The sequence below is a fragment of the Streptomyces rapamycinicus NRRL 5491 genome (assembly GCF_024298965.1).
Lineage (GTDB): Bacteria > Actinomycetota > Actinomycetes > Streptomycetales > Streptomycetaceae > Streptomyces > Streptomyces rapamycinicus.
Window position 1 is genome coordinate 3,325,680 of record NZ_CP085193.1, and the last position, 21,809, is coordinate 3,347,488.

The 21,809-nt window shown below is 72.1% G+C and carries 18 protein-coding genes; 13 read left to right on the forward strand and 5 right to left on the reverse strand.

Annotated features, from left to right (window positions below; translation table 11 throughout):
* Positions 1-145: 145 nt before the first annotated feature.
* The 7 genes from ccrA (at position 146) to pssA (ending at position 7,882) form a co-directional block, all read left to right on the forward strand.
* On the forward strand, positions 146-1,492 hold the full coding sequence (ccrA, locus tag LIV37_RS13380; protein WP_020867653.1) for a crotonyl-CoA carboxylase/reductase: 1,347 nt from the start codon (positions 146-148) through the stop codon (positions 1,490-1,492).
* Entirely contained in the window at positions 1,492-3,510 is a 2,019-nt protein-coding gene (locus LIV37_RS13385) for a protein meaA (protein WP_121825514.1), read from the forward strand. Before ccrA ends, LIV37_RS13385 begins: the two co-directional genes overlap by 1 nt.
* Positions 3,507-4,487 (forward strand): HpcH/HpaI aldolase/citrate lyase family protein, encoded by a 981-nt coding sequence (locus LIV37_RS13390; protein ID WP_020867655.1) that lies wholly within the window; start codon positions 3,507-3,509, stop codon positions 4,485-4,487. The genes LIV37_RS13385 and LIV37_RS13390 overlap by 4 nt, the downstream gene beginning before the upstream one ends.
* A gap of 3 nt (positions 4,488-4,490) precedes the next feature.
* Positions 4,491-4,997, forward strand: a complete 507-nt coding sequence (locus LIV37_RS13395; RefSeq protein WP_020867656.1) for a MaoC family dehydratase — start codon at positions 4,491-4,493, stop codon at positions 4,995-4,997.
* 1 nt (position 4,998) lies between these two features.
* On the forward strand, positions 4,999-6,201 hold the full coding sequence (locus tag LIV37_RS13400) for an acyl-CoA dehydrogenase family protein (RefSeq protein WP_020867657.1): 1,203 nt from the start codon (positions 4,999-5,001) through the stop codon (positions 6,199-6,201).
* A gap of 180 nt (positions 6,202-6,381) precedes the next feature.
* Complete coding sequence (locus LIV37_RS13405; RefSeq protein ID WP_044569051.1) at positions 6,382-7,029, forward strand: phosphatidylserine decarboxylase; 648 nt, start codon at positions 6,382-6,384, stop codon at positions 7,027-7,029.
* Positions 7,016-7,882: a CDP-diacylglycerol--serine O-phosphatidyltransferase gene (pssA, locus tag LIV37_RS13410; RefSeq protein WP_185057963.1), complete on the forward strand. Its 867-nt coding sequence runs from the start codon at positions 7,016-7,018 to the stop codon at positions 7,880-7,882. Before LIV37_RS13405 ends, pssA begins: the two co-directional genes overlap by 14 nt.
* A 1,075-nt stretch (positions 7,883-8,957) precedes the next feature.
* Here the strand turns inward: pssA and LIV37_RS13415 are convergent.
* On the reverse strand, positions 8,958-10,091 hold the full coding sequence (locus LIV37_RS13415) for a glycerate kinase (RefSeq protein WP_020867660.1): 1,134 nt from the start codon (positions 10,089-10,091) through the stop codon (positions 8,958-8,960).
* Between the two features lie 348 nt (positions 10,092-10,439).
* On the opposite strand from LIV37_RS13415, the gene LIV37_RS13420 reads away from it, so the two are divergent.
* Positions 10,440-12,110 (forward strand): hypothetical protein, encoded by a 1,671-nt coding sequence (locus LIV37_RS13420; protein ID WP_243146345.1) that lies wholly within the window; start codon positions 10,440-10,442, stop codon positions 12,108-12,110.
* An 18-nt stretch (positions 12,111-12,128) separates the two neighbouring features.
* Positions 12,129-13,199 (forward strand): ADP-ribosylglycohydrolase family protein, encoded by a 1,071-nt coding sequence (locus tag LIV37_RS13425; protein WP_020867662.1) that lies wholly within the window; start codon positions 12,129-12,131, stop codon positions 13,197-13,199.
* A 25-nt stretch (positions 13,200-13,224) separates the two neighbouring features.
* Here LIV37_RS13425 and LIV37_RS13430 read toward each other — a convergent pair whose 3' ends face one another.
* Complete coding sequence (locus tag LIV37_RS13430; protein ID WP_020867663.1) at positions 13,225-13,992, reverse strand: TetR/AcrR family transcriptional regulator; 768 nt, start codon at positions 13,990-13,992, stop codon at positions 13,225-13,227.
* 91 nt (positions 13,993-14,083) lie between these two features.
* Here LIV37_RS13430 and LIV37_RS13435 point away from each other — a divergent pair, with 91 nt between their 5' ends.
* Positions 14,084-14,947 (forward strand): NAD(P)H-binding protein, encoded by an 864-nt coding sequence (locus LIV37_RS13435; RefSeq protein WP_020867664.1) that lies wholly within the window; start codon positions 14,084-14,086, stop codon positions 14,945-14,947.
* A gap of 27 nt (positions 14,948-14,974) precedes the next feature.
* Here LIV37_RS13435 and LIV37_RS13440 read toward each other — a convergent pair whose 3' ends face one another.
* Positions 14,975-15,682 (reverse strand): hypothetical protein, encoded by a 708-nt coding sequence (locus LIV37_RS13440; RefSeq protein WP_020867665.1) that lies wholly within the window; start codon positions 15,680-15,682, stop codon positions 14,975-14,977.
* Between the two features lie 116 nt (positions 15,683-15,798).
* On the opposite strand from LIV37_RS13440, the gene LIV37_RS13445 reads away from it, so the two are divergent.
* Positions 15,799-16,551 (forward strand): SIR2 family NAD-dependent protein deacylase, encoded by a 753-nt coding sequence (locus tag LIV37_RS13445; RefSeq protein ID WP_121825512.1) that lies wholly within the window; start codon positions 15,799-15,801, stop codon positions 16,549-16,551.
* Between the two features lie 62 nt (positions 16,552-16,613).
* Here the strand turns inward: LIV37_RS13445 and LIV37_RS13450 are convergent, their stop codons facing one another.
* Together LIV37_RS13450 and LIV37_RS13455 are read right to left on the reverse strand one after the other, a co-directional pair.
* Positions 16,614-17,117: a methylated-DNA--[protein]-cysteine S-methyltransferase gene (locus LIV37_RS13450; RefSeq protein ID WP_020867667.1), complete on the reverse strand. Its 504-nt coding sequence runs from the start codon at positions 17,115-17,117 to the stop codon at positions 16,614-16,616.
* A gap of 159 nt (positions 17,118-17,276) precedes the next feature.
* Complete coding sequence (locus tag LIV37_RS13455; RefSeq protein ID WP_020867668.1) at positions 17,277-18,752, reverse strand: DNA-3-methyladenine glycosylase 2 family protein; 1,476 nt, start codon at positions 18,750-18,752, stop codon at positions 17,277-17,279.
* A 377-nt stretch (positions 18,753-19,129) separates the two neighbouring features.
* On the opposite strand from LIV37_RS13455, the gene LIV37_RS13460 reads away from it, so the two are divergent.
* Together LIV37_RS13460 and LIV37_RS13465 are read left to right on the forward strand one after the other, a co-directional pair.
* A complete protein-coding gene (locus tag LIV37_RS13460) occupies positions 19,130-19,537 on the forward strand; it encodes a CU044_2847 family protein (protein WP_020867669.1) in 408 nt (135 codons plus the stop codon).
* A 3-nt stretch (positions 19,538-19,540) separates the two neighbouring features.
* Positions 19,541-21,784, forward strand: a complete 2,244-nt coding sequence (locus tag LIV37_RS13465; protein ID WP_020867670.1) for a VMAP-C domain-containing protein — start codon at positions 19,541-19,543, stop codon at positions 21,782-21,784.
* Positions 21,785-21,809 lie beyond the last annotated feature (25 nt).

Sequence of the window (21,809 nt, forward strand, 5' to 3'; positions counted from 1 at the left end):
ACGCCTGCGTCACCAGGCACCCGGCGCCACCCGCGCCACATCGAGCACCACCTCCGCCGAACCGACGGCACCGCATCAACAACACCCGTCACGAGCCCAGCGTTCCCTCAGGCGTCCCCCCATGGACGCTTCGCCGGAGGCACCGATGAACGAGATACTTGACGCGATCCTGGCGTCGGACACAGCACCCGAGGAGTTCGCGGCACTGCGCGTCCCCGAGTCGTACCGCGCGGTGACCGTGCGCAAGGACGAGGCCGAGATGTTCGCGGGCCTCACCACCCGGGAGAAGGACCCCCGCAAGTCATTGCACGTGGACGAGGTGCCGGTGCCCGAGCTGGGCCCCGGAGAGGCGCTCGTCGCCGTGATGGCCAGCTCGGTCAACTACAACTCCGTGTGGACCTCGATCTTCGAGCCGCTGCCGACCTTCGGCTTCCTGGAGCGGTACGGCAAGCTCTCCCCCCTGGCCAAGCGGCACGACCTGCCGTACCACATCATCGGCTCCGACCTCGCGGGCGTCGTGCTGCGCACCGGCCCCGGCGTGAACTCCTGGAAGCCGGGCGCCGAGGTCGTCGCGCACTGTCTGTCGGTCGAGCTGGAGAGCGCCGACGGCCACAACGACACCATGCTCGACCCCGAGCAGCGCATCTGGGGCTTCGAGACCAACTTCGGCGGGCTCGCCGAGATCGCGCTGGTCAAGTCCAACCAGCTGATGCCCAAGCCAACCCATCTGAGCTGGGAGGAGGCGGCCGCCCCGGGCCTGGTCAACTCCACCGCGTACCGGCAGCTGGTCTCCCGCAACGGCGCCGGGATGAAGCAGGGCGACAACGTCCTGATCTGGGGCGCGAGCGGCGGGCTCGGCTCCTACGCCACCCAGTTCGCGCTGGCCGGCGGGGCCAACCCGGTCTGCGTGGTCTCCTCGCCGCAGAAGGCCGAGATCTGCCGGCGGATGGGCGCCGAGGCGATCATCGACCGCACCGCCGAGGACTACAAGTTCTGGAAGGACGACGGCACCCAGGACCCGCGCGAGTGGAAGCGGTTCGGCAAGAAGATCCGCGAACTGACCGGCGGCGAGGACGTGGACATCGTCTTCGAGCACCCGGGCCGGGAGACCTTCGGCGCGTCCGTCTATGTCACCCGTAAGGGCGGCACGATCGTCACCTGCGCCTCGACCTCCGGCTACACCCACGAGTACGACAACCGCTACCTGTGGATGTCGCTGAAGCGGATCCTCGGCTCGCACTTCGCCAACTACCGCGAGGCGTGGGAGGCCAACCGCCTGATCGCCAAGGGCAAGATCCACCCGACGCTGTCCAAGACGTACCGGCTGGAGGACACCGGCCAGGCCACGTACGACGTCCACCACAACCTCCACCAGGGCAAGGTCGGAGTGTTGTGCCTGGCCCCCGAGGAGGGCATGGGCGTGCGCGACCAGGCGATGCGCGAGCGGCACATCGACGCCATCAATCTGTTCCGCGACGACCGGGGCGTCTGATGAGTGGCACACCCCGCCCCAAGGACCGCCCCTGGCTGATGCGCACCTACGCCGGGCACTCCACCGCCGAGGCGTCCAACGAGCTGTACCGGCGCAACCTGGCCAAGGGCCAGACCGGGCTCTCGGTCGCCTTCGACCTGCCCACCCAGACCGGCTACGACCCGGACCACATCCTCGCCCGTGGCGAGGTGGGCCGGGTCGGGGTCCCGGTCTCGCACCTGGGTGACATGCGGCGGCTGTTCCAGGAGATCCCCCTGGAGCGGATGAACACCTCCATGACGATCAACGCGACGGCGATGTGGCTGCTGGCGCTGTACCAGGTCGTCGCGGAGGAGCACGGCGCCGATATCGGCAAGCTCCAGGGGACGACGCAGAACGACATCGTCAAGGAGTACCTGTCGCGGGGGACGCATGTCTTCCCGCCGGGCCCGAGCCTGCGGCTGACCACCGACATGATCGCGTACACGGTCAACCACATCCCCAAGTGGAACCCGATCAACATCTGCAGCTACCACCTCCAGGAGGCCGGGGCCACTCCGGTGCAGGAGATCGCCTTCGCGATGTCCACGGCGGTCGCCGTACTGGACGCGGTGTTCGCCTCCGGGCAGGTTCCCGAGGACCGTAAGGGCGACGTGGTGGCCCGGATCTCCTTCTTCGTGAACGCGGGCGTCCGCTTCATCGAGGAGATGTGCAAGATGCGCGCCTTCGGCCGCATCTGGGACCGGATCACCCGCGAGCGGTACGGCATCGAGAACCCCAAGCACCGCCGGTTCCGCTACGGCGTCCAGGTGAACTCGCTCGGCCTGACCGAGGCCCAGCCGGAGAACAACATCCAGCGCATCGTCCTGGAGATGCTGGCGGTCACCCTCTCCAAGGACGCCCGCGCCCGCGCCGTCCAGCTCCCGGCCTGGAACGAGGCGCTGGGCCTGCCCCGCCCCTGGGACCAGCAGTGGTCGCTGCGCATCCAGCAGGTCCTCGCCCATGAGAGCGATCTGCTGGAGTACGACGACGTCTTCGAGGGCTCCCACGTGATCGAGTCCAAGGTCGCCGCGCTGGTGGAGGAGGCCGAGGCCGAGATCGAGCGGATCCAGGAGATGGGCGGCGCGATGGCCGCCGTCGAGTCCGGCTATCTCAAGGCGCGGCTGGTGGCCTCCCACTCCGAGCGCCGGGCGCGGATCGAGGCCGGCGAGGAGAAGATCGTCGGCGTCAACTGCTACGAGTCCACCGAGCCCAATCCGCTCACCGCCGACCTCGACACCGCGATCATGACGGTGGACCCGGAGAACGAGGCACGGGTGGTCTCGGCCCTGCACACCTGGCGCGAGCAGCGCGACGAGGTACCCGCCCAGGATGCCCTCGGTGCCCTCCGTAAGGCCGCCGTGGGGACCGACAACCTGATGGAGGCCACCCTGCGCTGTGCCCGCGCGGGCGTGACCACCGGGGAGTGGGCCTGGGCGCTGCGCGATGTCTTCGGCGAGTACCGCGCCCCCACCGGGGTGGGCGGCGCGCCCCTGGCCGTCGCCCCGGAGGCGGGCTCCCTGCTGGCCTCGGTCCGCGAGAAGGTCGGGAAGACCGCGGCCGACCTCGGCGGCGGAAGGCTGCGGCTGCTGGTCGGCAAGCCCGGGCTGGACGGGCACAGCAACGGCGCCGAGCAGATCGCGGTACGGGCCAGGGACGCCGGTTTCGAGGTGGTCTACCAGGGGATCCGGCTCACCCCGGAGCAGATCGTCTCGGCGGCCGTGGCCGAGGACGTGCACTGCGTCGGGCTGTCCATCCTGTCCGGGTCGCACGCCGAGCTGGTGCCGGACGTCCTGGAGCGGATGCGCACCGCGGGCGCCCAGGACATTCCCGTCATCGTCGGCGGGATCATCCCGTCCTCGGACGCGGCCGCCCTGCGCGCTGCGGGTGTCGCCGCCGTTTTCACCCCCAAGGACTTCGGTATCACGGAGATCATCGGCCGTATCGTCGATGAGATCCGCGCCGCGAACACGCTTCCCCCTCTGGAGGTTCTCGTATGACCGCCCCCGCCGATGCCGCCGGCGCCAGCCGCCTTCGTCCGCGCCGCTCGTGCCTCGCCGTCCCCGGCTCCAATCCGCGCTTCCTGGAGAAGGCCCAGGGGCTCCCGGCCGACCAGGTCTTCCTGGACCTGGAGGACGCCTGCGCCCCGCTGGCCAAGGAGGACGCCCGGCACACCATCGTCAAGGCGCTGAACGAGGGCGACTGGACCGGTAAGACCCGGGTGGTGCGGGTGAACGACTGGACCACCCACTGGACGTACCGGGACGTCATCACGGTGGTGGAGGGCGCGGGCCCGAACCTGGACTGCATCATGCTGCCCAAGGTGCAGGACGCTGAAGCGATCATCGCGCTGGACCTGCTGCTCACCCAGATCGAGAAGACGATGGGCTTCGAGATCGGGCGGATCGGCATCGAGGCGCAGATCGAGAACGCCAAGGGCCTGGTCAACGTCGACGAGATCGCCGGAGCCTCGCCGCGTCTGGAGACCATCGTCTTCGGCCCGGCCGACTTCATGGCGTCCATCAACATGAAGTCGCTGGTCGTGGGCGAGCAGCCGCCCGGCTATCCGGCGGACGCCTATCACTACATCCTGATGCGGATCCTGATGGCGGCCCGCATGCATGACCTCCAGGCGATCGACGGCCCGTACCTGCAGATCCGGAACGTGGACGGCTTCCGCGAGGTGGCCGGGCGCGCGGCCGCCCTCGGCTACGACGGCAAGTGGGTGCTGCACCCCGGCCAGGTGGAGGCGGCCAATGAGGTCTTCTCGCCGGCGCAGGAGGACTACGACCACGCCGAGCTGATCCTCGACGCCTATGACTACTGCACCTCGGCGGAGGGCGGTATGAAGGGCTCGGCGATGCTCGGCGACGAGATGATCGACGAGGCCAGCCGCAAGATGGCCCTGGTCGTCGCGGGCAAGGGCCGCGCCGCCGGAATGAGCCGTACGTCCACCTTCCAGCCCCCGGAGGCGTGAGCCATGCAGTTCGGCCGTACCTACGAGGAGTTCACGGTGGGTGACGTCTACCGGCACTGGCCGGGGAAGACGGTCACCGAGTACGACGACCACCTCTTCTGTCTGCTCACCATGAACCACCACCCGCTGCACATGGACAGCAACTACGCCGAGAAGACGACCGATTTCGGCAAGAACGTGGTGGTCGGTAACTACATCTACTCACTGCTGCTGGGCATGTCCGTCCCCGATGTCTCCGGAAAGGCCATCGCCAATCTGGAGGTCGAGTCACTGCGGCATGTGGCGCCCACCTTCCACGGCGACACCATCTACGGCGAGACCACGGTCCTGGACAAGACGCCGTCGAAGTCCAAAACCGACCGGGGCATCGTGTATGTGGAGACCAAGGGCTACAAGCAGGACTCCACTCTGGTCTGTGTCTTCCGGCGCAAGGTGATGGTGCCGACCGCCGCATACATCAAGGAGCGGGGCGGCGAGCAGCCGGGCCGCCCGGAGCTGGGAGGGCAGTGATATGAGCCGCCTCGCGCAGACGGAGGGCCTGACCGACATCCAGCGGGAGATCCTCTCCACGGTCAGGGATTTTGTCGACAAGGAGATCCTGCCGGTCGCGACCGAGCTGGAACATCGTGATGAATATCCGACGGCGATCGTCGAGGGCCTGAAGGAGCTCGGCGTCTTCGGGCTGATGATCCCGGAGGAATACGGCGGCCTGGGCGAGTCACTGCTCACCTACGCGCTGTGCGTGGAGGAGATCGCCCGCGGCTGGATGAGCGTCTCGGGCATCATCAACACCCACTTCATCGTGGCGTACATGCTCAAGCAGCACGGCACCGAGGAGCAGAAGGAGTATTTCCTTCCCAAGATGGCGCTCGGCGAGATCCGGGGCGCCTTCTCGATGTCCGAGCCGGGGCTGGGCTCGGACGTGTCGGCCATCAGCAGCAAGGCGGTGCGGGACGGTGACGAGTACGTCCTGAACGGGCAGAAGATGTGGCTGACCAACGGCGGCAGCTCCACCCTGGTGGCGGTCCTGTGCCGGACCGGCGAAACCCAGGAGGGGGTCGCGCCGCACAAGGCGATGACCACCTTCCTGGTCGAGAAGGAGCCCGGCTTCGGGGAGGTCCGGCCCGGTCTGACCATCCCCGGCAAGATCGAGAAGATGGGCTACAAGGGGGTCGACACCACCGAGCTCATCATGGACGGACTGCGCATTCCGGCCGATCGGGTGCTCGGCGGGGCGCCGAACCGAGGTTTTTACCAAATGATGGACGGAGTCGAGGTCGGCCGGGTGAATGTCGCCGCCCGCGGCTGTGGTGTGGCGCGGCGCGCTTTCGAGCTGGGCGTTGCATACGCACAGCAGCGGCATACCTTCGGTAAGCCGATCGCCCAGCACCAGGCCATCCAGTTCAAACTGGCCGAAATGGGAACAAAGGTCGAGGCGGCGCATGCGATGATGGTCAATGCGGCCCGCAAGAAGGATTCGGGCGCGCGCAACGACCTCGAGGCGGGAATGGCGAAGTACCTGGCGTCCGAGTACTGCAAAGAGGTCGTGGAGGACGCCTTCCGCATCCACGGCGGGTACGGCTTCTCCAAGGAATACGAGATCGAGCGGCTCTACCGAGAGGCACCGATGCTTCTCATCGGCGAAGGGACCGCCGAGATTCAGAAAATGATTATTGGACGGAGGCTTCTGGAGGAATACCGAACCCAAGACTGAACGTCCCTTTTGGGGTGGTATCCGAGAGAAGAAGGTCACACCGCGCCAAGGGTCTTCGGTCACTGACAAGCCACCGACGGGCCCTGGCGCTTGCCCAGTTACCGCTCGCAACCGATACCATCCCGTAAAGCCGCCGTCCCCAGTCTTGCGTCGCGGCATCCTCCGCTACGAAGGTCATCCATGCCCCACAGCCAATCCTCTGCACAACGCGGCCGCGTCCGCCTCGCGCGCGGAGCGTCGCCGTGGCTCCTCCCGACCGTCGCCACCGCGGCGGTCAGTCTTGCTCGGTCCCGCCGCTCCGGACGCTGGACGGCGGTCGCCGTGCCCGCCACCGCGCTCGCGGCGGGCATGCTGTGGTTCTTCCGCGACCCCGAGAGAGAGATCACGCAGGGCCGTGTGATCTCCCCGGCCGACGGCGTGGTGCAGAGCATCATGCCGTGGAAGGACGGGCGCACCCGCGTCGCCATCTTCATGAGCCCGCTCAACGTCCACGTCAACCGCGCTCCGCTGGCCGGTACGGTGACCTCCGTGGAGCACATCCCCGGTGGCTTCGTTCCCGCGTTCAACAAGGAGAGCGAGAACAACGAGCGGGTCGTCTGGCACTTCGACACCGAGCTGGGCGACATCGAGATGGTCCAGATCGCCGGCGCCGTCGCCCGGCGTATCGTGCCTTATGTGCCACAGGGCACGAAGGTCGAACAGGGTGAGCGGATCGGTCTCATCCGCTTCGGCTCGCGGGTCGACGTATACCTCCCCGAAGGCGTCGACGTCGCGGTCGAGGTCGGCCAGGCCACCACCGCGGGGGTGACTCGCCTTGACCGTGATTGATCCCGATACGCAGGCCGCCTGGGTCCCCGAGGCCGAGGTGGACGCGACCTGCGTCGACGAGACGGACGACATGCCGCTGTCGACACGACTGTCGATAGCCGACACGCTGACCCTGGGCAACGCCACATGTGGCTTCCTGGCGGTCTACTTCACCACCACCGGCGTCCTCATCCCGCACCTCACGGGCAGCGAGGACGGCGGGATGACCCGGCACAGCGCCGCCTCCGCGGTGATGCTGATGCTGCTCGCCTCCGTCTTCGACCTCTTCGACGGGCTCGTCGCGCGGAAGCTGCGCAGCTCGGCGATGGGCGCGGAGCTGGACAACCTCTCCGACCTGATCAGCTTCGGGCTGGCCCCCGCGTACTTCGTCCTCGTCTGGGGGATGGTGTCCGACGACGCGTATCAGCGGGTCTCGGTGGTGGGCGCGATCGTGGTGCTGCTGGCGGTGGTGCTGCGGCTTGCCAGATTCTCCTGCGTCACGTTGCGTGACGGCGTCTTCCAGGGCATGCCGAGCCCCTTCGGCGCCCTGACGGTCGTCTCGGTGGTCCTGCTGGGACTGCCGTTCGTGCCGACGCTGCTCGCGATCGTGGGCGTCGCGTGGCTGATGGTGAGCCGGGTGGAGTACCCCAAGCCGCGCGGCCGCCTCGCCGTGGCCATGCTCGGCTGGATCGTCACCAGTATGGCCCTGCTGGCCGCCTGGGCCTTCGAGGCCCCCGGCGGTGAGCTCCTCCTCCAGTCGGCCTGCGCCCTACAGGTCGTCATGGGCGCGGTGATCCCCCTCTTCGCCACGGCCCGCCGGGTGAACGCGTTCCGCGACAACCGCCGCGAAGCAAGGGCAGCCCAACTGCCGTAGCGGCCTTCGGCCGCACCTGCCGGATGGGGTGGGCCCGAGCGTTGCGCTCGGGCCCACCCCATTGGCGTTCCCGGGGCCGCGGCGGCCCCGGGAGGCCTCCGACCGGCCCGGGTGGCGCTGCCGGGGGCTTGTTCCCCACCCCGCCCCTTCCCGAATCCGGTGGCAAGCCCCCGGCCCCCCACCACCGGGGCTCCGCCCCAAACCCCGCAGCGCTACGCCCCCCGCCAGGGCTGCGCCCCCGACACTCGCCGCGATGCCCGAGACCCTGCGGGGCGAGGGCCAGGACCGGTGCCCCCAAGCCCCTGCGGGCCTGGTCCTGGGCCCGGAGCCCCCAGGCCCAGGCCCAGGACCAGGGGCCTCAGCCGCGGCCCCCGACCCACGGAGCGAGAGCCGGGGCACAGCCCCGCTGGGGGCTGGGACGGAGCCCCGGCGGGGTCCGGCGACGCAGGCCCGCGGGTATCGGAGCACAGCCCCGCAGGATCCGGGACACAGCCCCACGGGGCCGGGACGCAGCCCTGCGCGGGGGCCGGGGCACAGCCCCACGGGGCCGGGACACAGCCCTGCGCGGGGGCCGGGGCACAGCCCCACGGGGGCCGGGACACAGCCCTGCGCGGGGGCCGGGGCACAGCCCCACGGGGGCCGGGCACAGCCCCACGGGATCCGGGGCACAGCCCTGCGGGCCGGGGCACAGCCCTGCGCGGGGGCCGGGGCACAGCCCCACGGGATCCGGGGCACAGCCCTGCGGGCCGGGGCACAGCCCTGCGCGGGGGCCGGGGCACAGCCCCACGGGGGCCGGGCACAGCCCTGCGGGCCGGGGCACAGCCCCACGGGATCCGGGGCACAGCCCTGCGGGGGCCGGGGGGCCTGCCCCCGGGTTCGGGAAGGGGCGGGGTGGGGAACAAGACCCCCGACCAGCGACCCAACAGCAGAGCCCAGCCCACCGAACCAGAGCAGGGGCACAGCCCCCGCCAGCCCCGTCGGGCGCGGGGCGCAACCCCGCACGGGTCCGGGGCGCGGCCCCGGTGGGGGCCGAGGGTCCGCCACCGGGTTCAGACCATGGTGGCGAGCCGGTGGGTTAGGGGAGAAAGTCCGCCGCCAGGCGTTCTGCGGTGCGTTCCAGGAGGGGGCCCGCTTCGGCGATGCAGCGGGCCGGGTCCGGCTCCAGGTCGGTGAGGGCGTAGGCGCGGCGGATGCCCGCGTTGCCCAGGGCCACGGGGGGCAGGGACAGGCGGCCGCAGACCGCGACCACCTCGATGCCCCGCGCGCGGGCCGCCGCCGCGACGCCCGCCGGGGCCTTGCCGTGGAGGGTCTGCTCGTCCAGCGAGCCCTCCCCCGTGATCACCAGGTCCGTGCCCTCCAGCGCGGCGGGGAAGCCGAGGACGTCGAGCATCACCTCGATGCCGGGGCGGAAGGTCGCGCGCAGGCCGACGAGGGCGCCGAAGCCGATGCCGCCCGCCGCGCCCGCGCCGGGCGCGAGGGCGTACTCGGTGGCCGACGCCCCGACCGCGCGTTCCAGGACGCGTACGTAGTGGGCGAGGGCGGCGTCCAGGGCCGCCACATCGTCCTCGCCCGCGCCCTTCTGCGGGCCGTAGACCGCCGCCGCGCCCTTCGGCCCGGTCAGCGGGTTGTCGACGTCGCTGGCCAGGACGGTTTCGGTTTCGGCGAGGCGCGGGTCGAGGCCGGACAGATCCGCCGTCGCGAGGTCGCGCAGCGGGCCCCCGCCCGGTGCGACGGGGGTGCCGTCCTCCCGCAGGAAGCGCGCGCCGAGCGCGCTGAGCATCCCCGCGCCGCCGTCCGTCGTGGCGCTGCCGCCCACGCCGAAGACGATCGTGCGGGCGCCCGCGTCCAGCGCGGCGCGCAGCAGTTCCCCGCTGCCGTACGTGGTCGCGGTGAGCGGCGCGAAGACCCCCTTCGGCAGATGGCGCAGCCCGGACGCCTCGGCCATCTCCACCACGGCCGTGGTCCCGCGCAGCGCGTACGCCGCCGTCACCGGTGCGCCCAGCGGCCCGGTGACCCGCGCCTCGCGCCGTTCGAAACCGGCCGCGACCGCCGCGTCCACCGTGCCGTCCCCGCCGTCGGCGACTGGCAGCGCCGCGATCCGCAGGCCCTCGCCGTCCCGGGGCGCGCCGCGCCGCAGGCCCGCCGTGACGCGCTCGGCGACCTCCACCGCCGTGAGCGAGCCCTTGAACTTGTCAGCGGCGATCAGCACGCGCTTCGAGGGTGTCGCCTGCCCCTGCGCCCATGTCCTGGTACCTGTCCCGCCCTCTGCCCTCGCAGCGTCCTTCACCTTGGTAACCCCTCGCATTCGCACAGGCGGTCGCGCCGCAGTGACCTTATCCGGCACGGACCCGCCGGTACACCCACCTCAGACGGGTTGCCAACTGCTGATTCGGTTGTTGGTCGCGGTTGGCCAGGGTGTCGCTCGATGGGATGAACGGGGTCGCATCTTGGGGTGTTGGGGGTATGGGGAATGCATGATCGGTGGTGGCGGATTCGTTCGATGCGGCGAAGGGGGTGGCTGGTGGCGCGCAAGCGGGGGAGGGAGCGTGAGCTGCGTGTGATCGCTGCCCCGTTCACGGTGGCCGCTCCGTGCGGGGCGCGAATCCGGGACCGGCCGAAGGATCTGACAGCGGGGGATGTGAAGGTCCTGACGCTGGTCGGCGAGCATCTGGGCCACCACCAGCGGGCCGATCTCGCCGCACGCGTCCGGACGGGGAACGTTCCGGCGCGGCAGACCGGGCGGGCGGGGCGTGCGGGGCGGAAGAAGCAGCTGACGGCGGTGTCCTCGTCGCGGTGGGCGGGCGCGATGACCCGGGTGTCGGAAGACCAGTACCAGCTGTCGATGCGCTGCCTGATCGATGAACGGGCCGGTCTGCGCTGCCGCATCCGGAAGATCGAGCAGCGGCTGGCGGTGGCGTGCGGGCACAGGCAGGGCCGGGTGCGCGGGTATGCCGACCGGGCTGAGCGCTGGCAGAAGCAGCGGCACCTGAGCAAGCTCCAAGCCCGGCTGGCGGTGGTGGAGCAGCAGATCGACCAGGGGCGACCGTCGGTCACGGTGGGCGGGCGTCGGCAGGCCAGGGCCCGTCACCGCCTCGCGGAGACCGGCCTGACCGAGGCCGACTGGCGGAAGCGGTGGGATGCTGCCCGCATGTTCCTGACCGCCGACGGCGAGTCCGGGGCCCCGCACGGCAACTACAGCATCACCGTCGACCCCGCTGACGGCTCGCTCACGCTGGTGCTGCCAGAGCCCTTGCGGTATCTGTCCAACGCCCCACGCGGCCGCTACCGGCTCTCCTGTACGGTCACCTTCCACCACCGCCGCCCGGAGTGGCTGGACCGGGTCAGCGCCCACCGGGCCGTGCGCTACGACATCGTCTATGACCCCGCCCGCGACCGCTGGTACCTGGACGCGTCCTGGTCCACCAGCACCACCGCACCCCCGAGCCCGGAAGAAATCCGGGCGTCCGGCGCGAGGCTGCTCGCCGTCGACCTCAACACCGACCACCTCGCCACCATCGTCCTCGACCCACACGGCAACCCCATCAGCGAACCCCACACGATCCCGCTGGAGCTGACCGGCCCCACCACCACACGGGACGGACGTCAGCGAGCGGCCATCACCCGCCTCATCGCCCTCGCCCACGAGCACGACTGCGCCGCCATCGTGATCGAGAACCTGGGCTTCTCCGACGCCCGCACCACCGGCCGGGAGACCATGGGACGCGGCCGCCGGGGCAAGGCCTTCCGCCGCACCGTGGCCCAGATCCCCACCGCACGCTTCCGCGAACGACTGCGCTCCATGGCCTGTCACCAGGGCCTGGCCGTCATCGCCGTCGACCCCGCATACACCTCGATCTGGGGCGAGAGGTACTGGAAGAGCCCGCTCCAGCAGCAGACCAAGACCACCGTCACCCGGCACCACAGTGCCGCTGTGGCGATCGGACGGCGTGGCCTGGGACACAGGATCCGGCGTCGGCCAGGTGTGACCGCACCCGACCAGAGGATCGGGCAACGGAGAGCTACCGGCCAGACCGCATCCCTGCCCAGGCCCCGCGGGACCACGAGCCCACCCAGGACAGCGGGCACGCCCCACCAGGGCAGCAAGACCCGACCGCGCCGAAGTGACCAACTCGTGCCGCTCCCCGACCTCGAAGACCGTTCGCGAGGTCACCAGGCCCCAAACAGCCTGGTCTGTGGCGAGATTACCGACACTGGCCAACTCCCATAGGAACGGTACACCTGACCCATGGCCCTCAGCGGGAGCGCACTCGCGGACCGGATCCTCGGTGGCTGGCTCGGCCGGATCGCCGGGAACATGCTCGGCAAACCCGTCGAGAACGGCGACCATTGGACTCGCGACCGCATCGACCGGTATCTGCGCCGCGCCGACGCCCTCCCGCTGACCGACTACCTCCCCGCCCTGGAGCCGCCGCCCGATCCAGTGGAGTTCGAGCTGCGCCCCGAGTGGCAGAGTTGCGTGCGCGGCCGGATCCACGGCAGTTGCCGCGACGACGACGTGGACTACTCCGTCCTCGGTCTGCACCTGCTGGAGACCCACGGCCCCTGCTTCAGCACCGAGCAGGTCGGCGAGGTGTGGCTGCTGCGGCTGCCGTATCTACAGACCTTCACCGCCGAGCGGGCCGCCTACCGCAATCTCACGGCGGGGGTGAAGCCGCCGCTCACCGCGACCCTCGACAACCCCTACCAGGAGTGGATCGGCGCCCTTATCCGCGCCGATGTCCACGGCTGGGTCAACCCCGGCGATCCGCGGCGCGCCGCCGCGATGGCCCGCCGCGACGCCGTCCTCTCCCACACGGGCAACGGGGTGTACGGGGCGATGTGGGCGGCCGCGCTGATCGCGGCCGCGTTCACGGCGGACGGTCCGCGCGCCGCCGTCGACAGCGCCCTGGACCGGATCCCGCCACGCTGCCGCCTGGCCCGTACGGTGCGCCGGATCGCGTCCCTGCACGACGCGGGCGTGGCGTGGGCAGACGCGCTCGCCCAGCTGGAGCTGGAGACCGCCGGACTGCCCTGGATCCATGTGGTCCCCAACGCCGCCGTCCTCACGGCCGGACTGCTCTACGGCGCGGGCGACTTCACGACGACGATCGCCCTGACGGTACGCGGCGGCCTGGACACCGACTCCAACGGCGCCACGGCCGGATCGGTCGCGGGGGTGCTGTGCGGCGCGGCGGCCATCCCGCCGCAGTGGACCGAGCCGCTGGAGGACCGGGTGCGCAGCGCCGTCTTCGGCTTCGACGGGGCCCGCATCAGCGACCTCGCGGCGCGTACGCACCGGCTGGCGGTGTCGGGGTAGGGGTTTCGGGTCGGGGGTTTTCGGGTCAGGGGGTTTCGGTCCGCTCGACGACGGTACGGGCCGGATCGGCGATGCGGTCCAGCCACTCCCGCAGGAGGCCGCGTTCGGGCGCGGTCAGCGCGTCCGTCCGGGGCAGGGCGGCGCGCAGCGTGACGGCGGCCGCGACGGGCCCGGAGTCGGCGGCGGCGGGCGCGTCCGTGGTGATCGCCGCGATGGCCGCCTCGCGGGCCGTACGGGACAGCTCCGGATCGCGGCGGTCCTCGGGCGTGGCGATGAGCGTGAACGTCGTACCGCAGCCCGCCGCGTGGACCAGCGCCGCGGCGCGCTCCTCGGGGATCGCGAGCCGCCCCGCCTCGGCGATGCGCCGGATGAGCCGGGCGAGCATCTCGAAGGCGGTGACGGCGGCCGGTGAGGACACCCCGGGGCGGTGCCCGCCGTACATCAGCGAGTACAGCGCCGGGTTGGCCAGGCCGAGTCCGATGTGCTGATCCCAGCCGGCGCGCAGGTCCCCGACGGGGTCATCGGTGGGTTCCTCGGCGGCCTTGCTGTTCACGTACTCCGTGAAGCCGTACGCGACGACCGCGTCGAGCAGGCCCTGTTTGTCGCCGAAGAGCCGGTAGATGGTCGGCGGCTGCACTCCGGCCGCGGAGCTCACCGCCCGGGTCGAGACCGCGTCGGGCCCGCCGTCGGACAGCAGCCGGGCGGCGGCCGCGACGATGCGGTCGCGATTCCCATCGCGGTCTCGGTTTGCCTCGTGGTTCGCGTCCGGCGCGATGACGTCCTCCCTCTCCATGCTTCCAACGATAACAGGATACCGTTAGCGACCCTTCGTACCGGTGATACGTTGACGGCGTTAGCGCTGGAAACAGGCAGAGGAGATCGCCGTGATCATCGTTACCGGAGCCAATGGCCAGCTCGGCCGGATGGTCGCCGAACGGCTGCTGGAAGCCGTCCCCGCCGAGGAGATCGGCGTCAGCGTGCGCGACGTGGAGGCGGCGCGGGACCTCGGCGCGCGGGGCGTGCGCGTCCGCCGGGGCGACTTCGCCGACCCGGACACCCTCCCCCACGCCTTCGAGGGCGCCTCGAAGGTCCTGATCGTCTCGACGGGCACCACGGGCGAGGCGGCCGTCCGAGGCCACCGCGCGGCCGTCGCGGCCGCGACGGCGGCAGGCGCCAAGCGGATCCTCTACACGAGCCACATGGGCGCGAGCCCGTCCTCCCGGTTCGTCCCGATGCCCGACCACGCCGCCACCGAGGAGGCGCTGCGGCAGTCCGGTGCCCCCTTCACCTCGCTGCGCAACGGCTTCTACATCTCATCGGCCGTGGAGCTGGTCAGGGGCGCACTGGAGACGGGCGTCCTGGCCGTACCCGAGGACGGGCCGGTCGCCTGGACCGCCCACGCCGACCTCGCCGACGCGGCGGTCCTCGCCCTCACCGGCGAGGTTCTGGACGGCCTGAGCCCCGCGCTCACCGGTCCCGAGGTGGTCGACATGGCCGGAATCGCGGAGATCCTCACGCGGCTGACGGGCCGCCCGATCCGCCGAGTGGTCGTCTCCGACGACGAGTACCGGGCGCGGTTGGTCACCCATGGCGTGCCCGAGCCGTCGGCCGACCTGCTCGTCGGCCTCTTCGCCGCCAGCCGCGAGGGCGACTTCGCGCCCGTTGACCCCACGCTTGCCGATCTTCTCGGTCGACCCCTTGTGCGCGTGGAGGACTACCTGAAGTCGGCGCTCACGACGCGTCGGTGACGTACCGAGGGTGAGCGCACGCGGACGTCAGCGGTCGGCGGTGTCCCATTCGCTGCCCAGCCAGCCGCTGTGGCTTTCGAGGAGTGCGACGAGGGAGGCGGTCACTCGGTCGTCCCACCAGTCCGCCGCGACCTCGAGCTCGAAGGCGCCGCCGGGGCCGCTGTGGAAGTCGAGGACGATCCGGCGGTCGGCGCGCCACTTCGTACGGCGCGGGGTGCGGGCGACGTCGCCGCCACCGATGATGCTGCCGATCGCGATGGCCACCTGGACGGGAGAGATCAGCCACCATATGAACCACCAGAAGGCCCGCCCCTTCAGTCCGACGGCGGGCGGCGCGCCGTTCTGCCGGACGGTCCAGCGGGTGCGGATCCTGCCGCCCCTCATGGCCGGTTCGCGGGTGATACGGGCGAGGGATTCACCGGCGGCGCCCAGTACGTCGTACGTGGCCGGACCGCCCTTGACCGCCGACGCGGTGACCACCTGCGCGAACACCCGCCCGCGGTAGGGGTCGGCCCAGAGGGTGAACACGCGGGTGCCGTCCTTGCGGGCCGCGCGGTATGCCTTCAGATCGCCGCCGGGCGGGTCGCGGCGTTCGGGGAAGGCGAGGGGACCAAAGGCGCGGTCGAGTTGGGGGGCGGTGTCGGAGGTCCGTATCTGCCAGGTGAGGCTCACGTCCTGCGGCGGCTGCTCGTTCCCGCTCAGGGTTTGCCCGCTCAGCCAGAGAAACCGTCCCATCCCCGTACTCTCCCCGTTTGCCGTGCCTGACCTGTCCTGACCGGTGCCGGGTCGGACTCTACCCGTCCGGTTGCCGGCACTCGCCACCGCCGGCAACGCGTGCGTACGCTCGCCGCATGAGCAGCGAGACAACGCACCGGCCGCTGGTGGCGATCCTGAGCGGGGCGGGTATCTCCACCGACTCCGGGATCCCCGACTACCGCGGCCCGCAGGGGTTGTGGCGGCGGGACCCCGAGGCCGAGAAGCTCGTGACGTACGAGTACTACATGACCGACCCCGAGATCCGGCGCCGCTCCTGGGAGATGCGGCGCGACAGCGAGGCGCTGCGCGCCCGGCCCAACGGGGCGCACGAGGCCGTCGCCCGGCTGGAGCGCTCGGGTGTGCCGGTGCGGGTGATCACCCAGAACGTGGACGGGCTGCACCAGATCGCCGGTATGCCCGCGCGCAAGGTGCTGGAATTGCACGGCACCGCGCGGGCCGTGCGGTGCACCCACTGCGAGGCGCGGTCCGGGATGGACGAGGCGCTGGATCGGGTCGCGGCGGGTGAGGCGGACCCGGCGTGCCGGGAGTGCGGCGGGATCCTGAAGTCGGCCACGGTGATGTTCGGGGAGAGCCTCGATCCGGAGGTGCTGACGGAAGCGGTCGCGGTGGCGCAGGCGTGCGAGATCTTCATCGCGGTGGGTAGCAGCCTCCAGGTTCAGCCCGCGGCCTCGCTCGCCGGGCTGGCCGCCGAGCATGGGGCCCGGCTGATCATCGTCAATGCGGAGCCGACGCCGTACGACGAGCTCGCGGACGAGGTTGTTCGTGAGCCCATCAGTGTGGCGCTGCCCGCGCTGCTGGATCGCATCGCGGTGGGTGACGGGGGCTGATCGCCCCCGCCCCGCATCAGAAATCGCCACCGTCCCGCGTCAGAAATCGCCCCCGCCCGGCGTCAGAAGAGGCCGGGCAGTTCCTGCCGGGCCTCGAACTCCAGCAGCCGCCGCTTGCGGTCCAGGCCGCCGCCGTAGCCGGTGAGGCTGCCGGACGAGCCCACGACGCGGTGGCAGGGGACGATGATGCCGACCGGGTTCTTGCCGTTGGCCAGGCCCACCGCGCGGGAGGCGGTCGGCTGTCCGATGCGGTCGGCCAGTCGGCCGTACGACCAGGTCTCGCCGTATGGAATGGCCCGCAGCTCGGCCCAGACGCGGCGCTGGAAGGGCGTGCCGTCCAGGTGCAGCGGCAGGTCGAAGTCGGTCAGCTCGCCCGCGAAGTAGGCCGTGAGCTGGCGGATGGTTTCGGCGAAGGGGGTGTCGGCTGGGTCGCCGGGACCGCCGAAGGTTTCCTCGGGTGGGCGGTGGCGCTGCTCGACCATGTAGAGGCCGGAGAGGTCGGTGCCGGTGGCCACGAGGGTCAGGGGGCCGTAGGGGCTGTCGATGGTGGTGTGGGTGCGGGTCATGGTGTTCCTCGGTGGGGTGGTCTGGGTGATGCGGAGTGGTGTGGTGCGGGTTGGGCGGCTTGGCGGTGTGCGGGGCCGCCGTTTCGTTGCCGAGTGCGGCTCGGTGGCCGTTTGTGCCCACCCGTTCCTCCCCCAGCTACCGCTGGGAGGTGCCCCCGGTTATGCCGCTGGTAGGCGGTTGATGGCGTGGGCCGCGTCCGTGGCCCATAGGTACTGGACGGCGTAGGCGCGCCAGGGGCGCCAGTGGGTCGAGTGGCGGGTGAGGGCGCCGGGCGTGGCAGGCAGGCCCAGTTCGGTGGCGGCGCGGCGCACTCCGAGGTCGGTGGGGAGGAAGGCGTCCGGGTCGCCGAGGGCGCGCATCGCGATCACCTCGACGGTCCAGGGGCCGAGCCCCGGCAGCGCGCCGAGGCTCGCGCGGGCCTCGTCCCAGTCGCTGCCGACGCCGAGCGCGACCCGGCCCTCGGCGAGCGCGCCGATCAGCCCGGTGAGGGTGGCGCGGCGGGTGCGGGGCATGGCCAGCTGCTCGGGGTCGAGCCCGGCGAGGGCCTGGACGGACGGGAAGAGGTGGGTCAGGCCGCCCGCCGGGTCCTCCACGGGCTCGCCGTGCGCCGTGACCAGGCGCCCGGCGTGGGTGCGGGCGGCCGCCGTGGACACCTGCTGGCCGAGCACCGCGCGCACCGCGAACTCGTCCGCGTCCACCGCGCGCGGCACCCGCCGCCCCGGGGCCTTGTCGACCAGCGGGGCCAGCTGGAGGTCCGTACGGAGCAGGTCGTCCACGGCGGCGGGGTCCGCGTCGAGGTCCAGCAGCCGCCGGCAGCGGCTGATCGCACCGGCCAGGTCGCGCAGGTCGGCGAGGGAGAGCTGGCAGGCGATGTGGTCCGGCCGGGGGCTGAGGGTGACCACCCCGGGCCCGTACGGCAGCCGCAGGGTGCGCCGGTACGCGCCGTCGCGCCACTCCTCGACGCCGGGGACGGCGGTGGCGGCGAGGTGGCCGAAGAGGTTGTCGGGGCACAGCGGCGCCCGGAACGGCAGCCGCAGCGTGAGCACGCCCGGCACGCTGGTCCGCGGCCCCCGGCCGGCCCGCTGCCGCAGCTCGGTCGGGGAGAGCGCGAAGATCTCGCGTACGGTCTCGTTGAACGCGCGGACACTGGCGAACCCGGCCGCGAAGGCGATGTCCGCCATCGGCAGGGCGCTCGTCTCGATCAGCAGCCGCGCGGTCTGCGCCCGCTGGGCCCTGGCGAGCGCGAGCGGGCCCGCGCCGAGCTCGGCGAGCAGCTGCCGCTCGATCTGCCGGGTGCTGTATCCCAGCCGGGCGGCGAGACCGGGCACCCCGTCCCGGTCCACCACGCCGTCGGCGATCAGCCGCATGGCGCGGGCCACCAGATCCGCCCGCTCGTTCCACTGCGGCGAGCCGGGGCTGGCGTCCGGGCGGCACCGCTTGCAGGCCCGGAACCCGGCCTGCTGGGCGGCCGCGGCGCTGGGGTAGAACCGCATGTTCTCGGGCTTGGGCCCGACGACCGGGCAGCTCGGCCGGCAGTAGATCCCGGTGGTCACGACGGCGATGAAGAACCACCCGTCGAAGCGGGCGTCCTTCGCCTGTGCGGCGCGGAGGCACCGGTCGGTGTCGGTGTGCATGGGTCCAGCATCCGCCAGCGGGGCGGGGGCAGGCTCGCGGGAATCCGACATCGACGTCGCGGCGCAAGGGGCGGGGCCCTGGGCGCGGGCGGGAGCCCGGCGCGAGGGCGAGGCCCGGGCAAGGGCAGGGGCCCGGGACGAGGGCGCGGCCCCGGGGCAAGGGCAGGGGCCCGGGACGAGGGCGCGGCCCCGGGGCAAGGGCGCAGCCGCTGGGCGAGGCGGGGGGTTCGGCCCGTGTGCCGGTCCGCCATGCCGGGACGATGGCCGCGTCCCGCCGCCCGCCCACGGCCCCCTGGCTGGACCGATCCACCCGCCCCACGAGGGATGTTGTGGCGAACGGGGAGACCAGCGGCTTGTGAATCGGCAATCATGGGTGTGTGACGGACTACGCCGAGTTCCCGCTTGCCGATGGCACCCCCGTACGTCTGGAGCTGGCCCCCGTGGCCTCCTCCTCCGCCTCCGCGCCCGCGAACGGCACGGGCGAAGGCGGTAAGGGGCGTGGGCTGCCCGAGGGGATCGGGGGTGTGACACCGGTGGCGCGGGCGCCGAGGGGCGCGGCGGCGCTGGCCGGAGAGGGGTTGCAGGCCATCCTGCGGCCGCTGGGGCCGCTGCTGCAGGAGGTGCACACGGCGGTGAGCGCCGCGCCGAATCCGCCCGACGAGATCCAGGTGCAGTTCGGGGTGCAGATCGGGCAGGATCTCAAGCTCGGGATCGTCGGCGTCAACGGCCAGGCGAGCCTGACCATTTCGGCCACCTGGCAGCTGCCCGGTCCGCGTACGAGCTGACCGATGGACTGGTTTCGCCCCGCCCCGGCCGCTGGGCAGCGCCCTGCCACGGTCTCGGTACTGAGCCAGGCCGATCACGAGGCAGTCGGCTCCGGCGTACTGCTCCCCCGTGACCGCTTTCTGACGTGTGCGCACGTCGTCAACTGCGCGCTCGGCAAGGAGGACACGACCTGCGCCGAGCGCCCCACTGCGGCGTCCCTGAAGGTGCTGGTGCACGGCCCGGACGGGAACGCGCACGCGGGCACGGCGCGGCTGGCGGTGTGGATACCGCCCGGCGCGACGAACGGTGTCGAATGGGACGGCGACCTCGCCGTGCTGGAGCTCGTCGAGCCGCTGCCCCGTGAGGTGCTGCCGCCGCGCTGGCGGGCCATGGCGGAGGGGCAGTCCGTCCGCGCCTGGCACGGCAGCGGGCTGGCCGCGACCATCGCCACCGCACGCGTGACCTCGTGCGACGGCCGGATCGGCTATGTGGACGGCACGTCGATGACCGGTGTCGCCATCGACCACGGCTACAGCGGAGGACCGTTGTGGTCGGGTGAGGCGGACGCGGTGGTCGGTCTGGTGGCGGCCGCCCTCACGCCCCCGCACCACCCGGTGAACGGCGCCCCGCTCGCGTACTCCCCGCGGCATGTCGCCCGCCGCAGCTGGGGCATCCCGTGGCAGCGGATCCGGGCCGAGCTGGCCGGTGTCGGCGCCCAGCACGTCCTCGACGAGCCGGAGACCGGACCGGAGGCCGAACCGGAGACCGAACCGGCCCGCCAGGCCGCCGATCCCGTCCACCGCGCCCTCGCCGCGCTCCTCGGTCGGGCGCTCGCGGACCCGGCCCGGCGGGCCGACTTCGCGCGCACGGTCGCCGGGCGGTGCGGCCACCACCACCGGGCGGACGGATCCGCCCCTTCGGTCGACGAGTTCGCGCGGCTGCTCACCACCGACGGGCGCGCGCTGCCCGCCCTGGCCGAGGTACTGCACCCCGTCGACCCGCACGCGGTCGGCGAACTGCTCGCGGTGGGGCGGATGTCGGGCGTGGCACGGCTGCTCTCCCCCGGTGAGCTCGGCGAGTTGCTGACCCAGCTGGGCACGGTGCCCGCGGCCACGGCGGCCCGTCTGCCCTCCGTCGTACGGGCCGCGCTGCCGCTCGCCGAACTGCCCGGCGCGCTGCTGGCCGGGGCCGACTGGGACAGCCCGGACGCCACCCTGCGCACGGCCCGTATCAGGGCGCTGGTCGAGTACCTGGAGGGCCTGCGCGGGGACAGCCGTCCGGTCCCGGACGGCACCTCGGGCGTTCCCGGGCTGCTCCGCGTGGTCGTCTACGTGGCCGCCCTGTGCCCGCCCGCGCCCGGGGACGCGCTGCGCCGCTGGAGCACGGCGGTCGCCACCCGCCTCGGGATCCACGAGGCCGCCCTGGAGGAGCGCCGGGCGGACGCCCACGAGTGGGCACTGAGGCAGCACGCGCCCGCGGTGGCGCCCCGGGTTCTCGTACGGCTCACCGCGCACGCCGACCGCGACGGCGCGCACCTCTACCGGCTGCGGATGTGGTGCAACGAGGGCGCCGGGCCGCGGCGCGTCTGCGACGGCGGCGACCGGCTCCGCGGCGCGGCACAGGCGGCCGAGGACATCCTCACCGTCATCGAGCCCCTGCACCGCGCCCTCCCGGTGGGCACCCGCCCGGTGATCGAACTCATCGTGGACCGTGAGGCGTTGGAGATCCCGGTGGACCAGTGGGAGTGGCCGGGTCCGGCCGGTCTGGTGCCGGGGATGCTGGGCGCGGAGTACCCGCTGGTCGTCAACTGCCCGGAGCTGATGCAGCGGGCCGGTGAACGCTTCAAGGCGGCGCTGCGCCACCGCCAGCGGCTGCTTGACGACGGCGGGGCCGTGCACATCGACCGCTCGACGGGAGGGAAGAATGGGGTGTACGCACTGCTCATGGACCAACTGGACGCGGCGCAGGCCACCGTGGACGGCGTCCCGGCCGACGTCCGCGTCGATCTCGTGCAGGTGTGCCTGGCGATGGGCGTCCCGGTCGTGCTCTGGGACCGGGGCCAGGACCAGGACGGCGAGTCCGGCTCCCACGCCGTACGCACCATCGCGGGCACTCCGCCGCGCCGCCTCCCCGAGACGGTGCGCGCCTACCGCGCCAAGACCCTCGGCTGCCCGCAGACCTTCCTGGGACGGCCGGTGCTGGCCTGGTCCGACGCCGACCATGAACTGCCGCGGCTCGAATTGGCCGATCCCACGGAGCCGTCATGAACGTCAACGACAGTGATACGGAGGT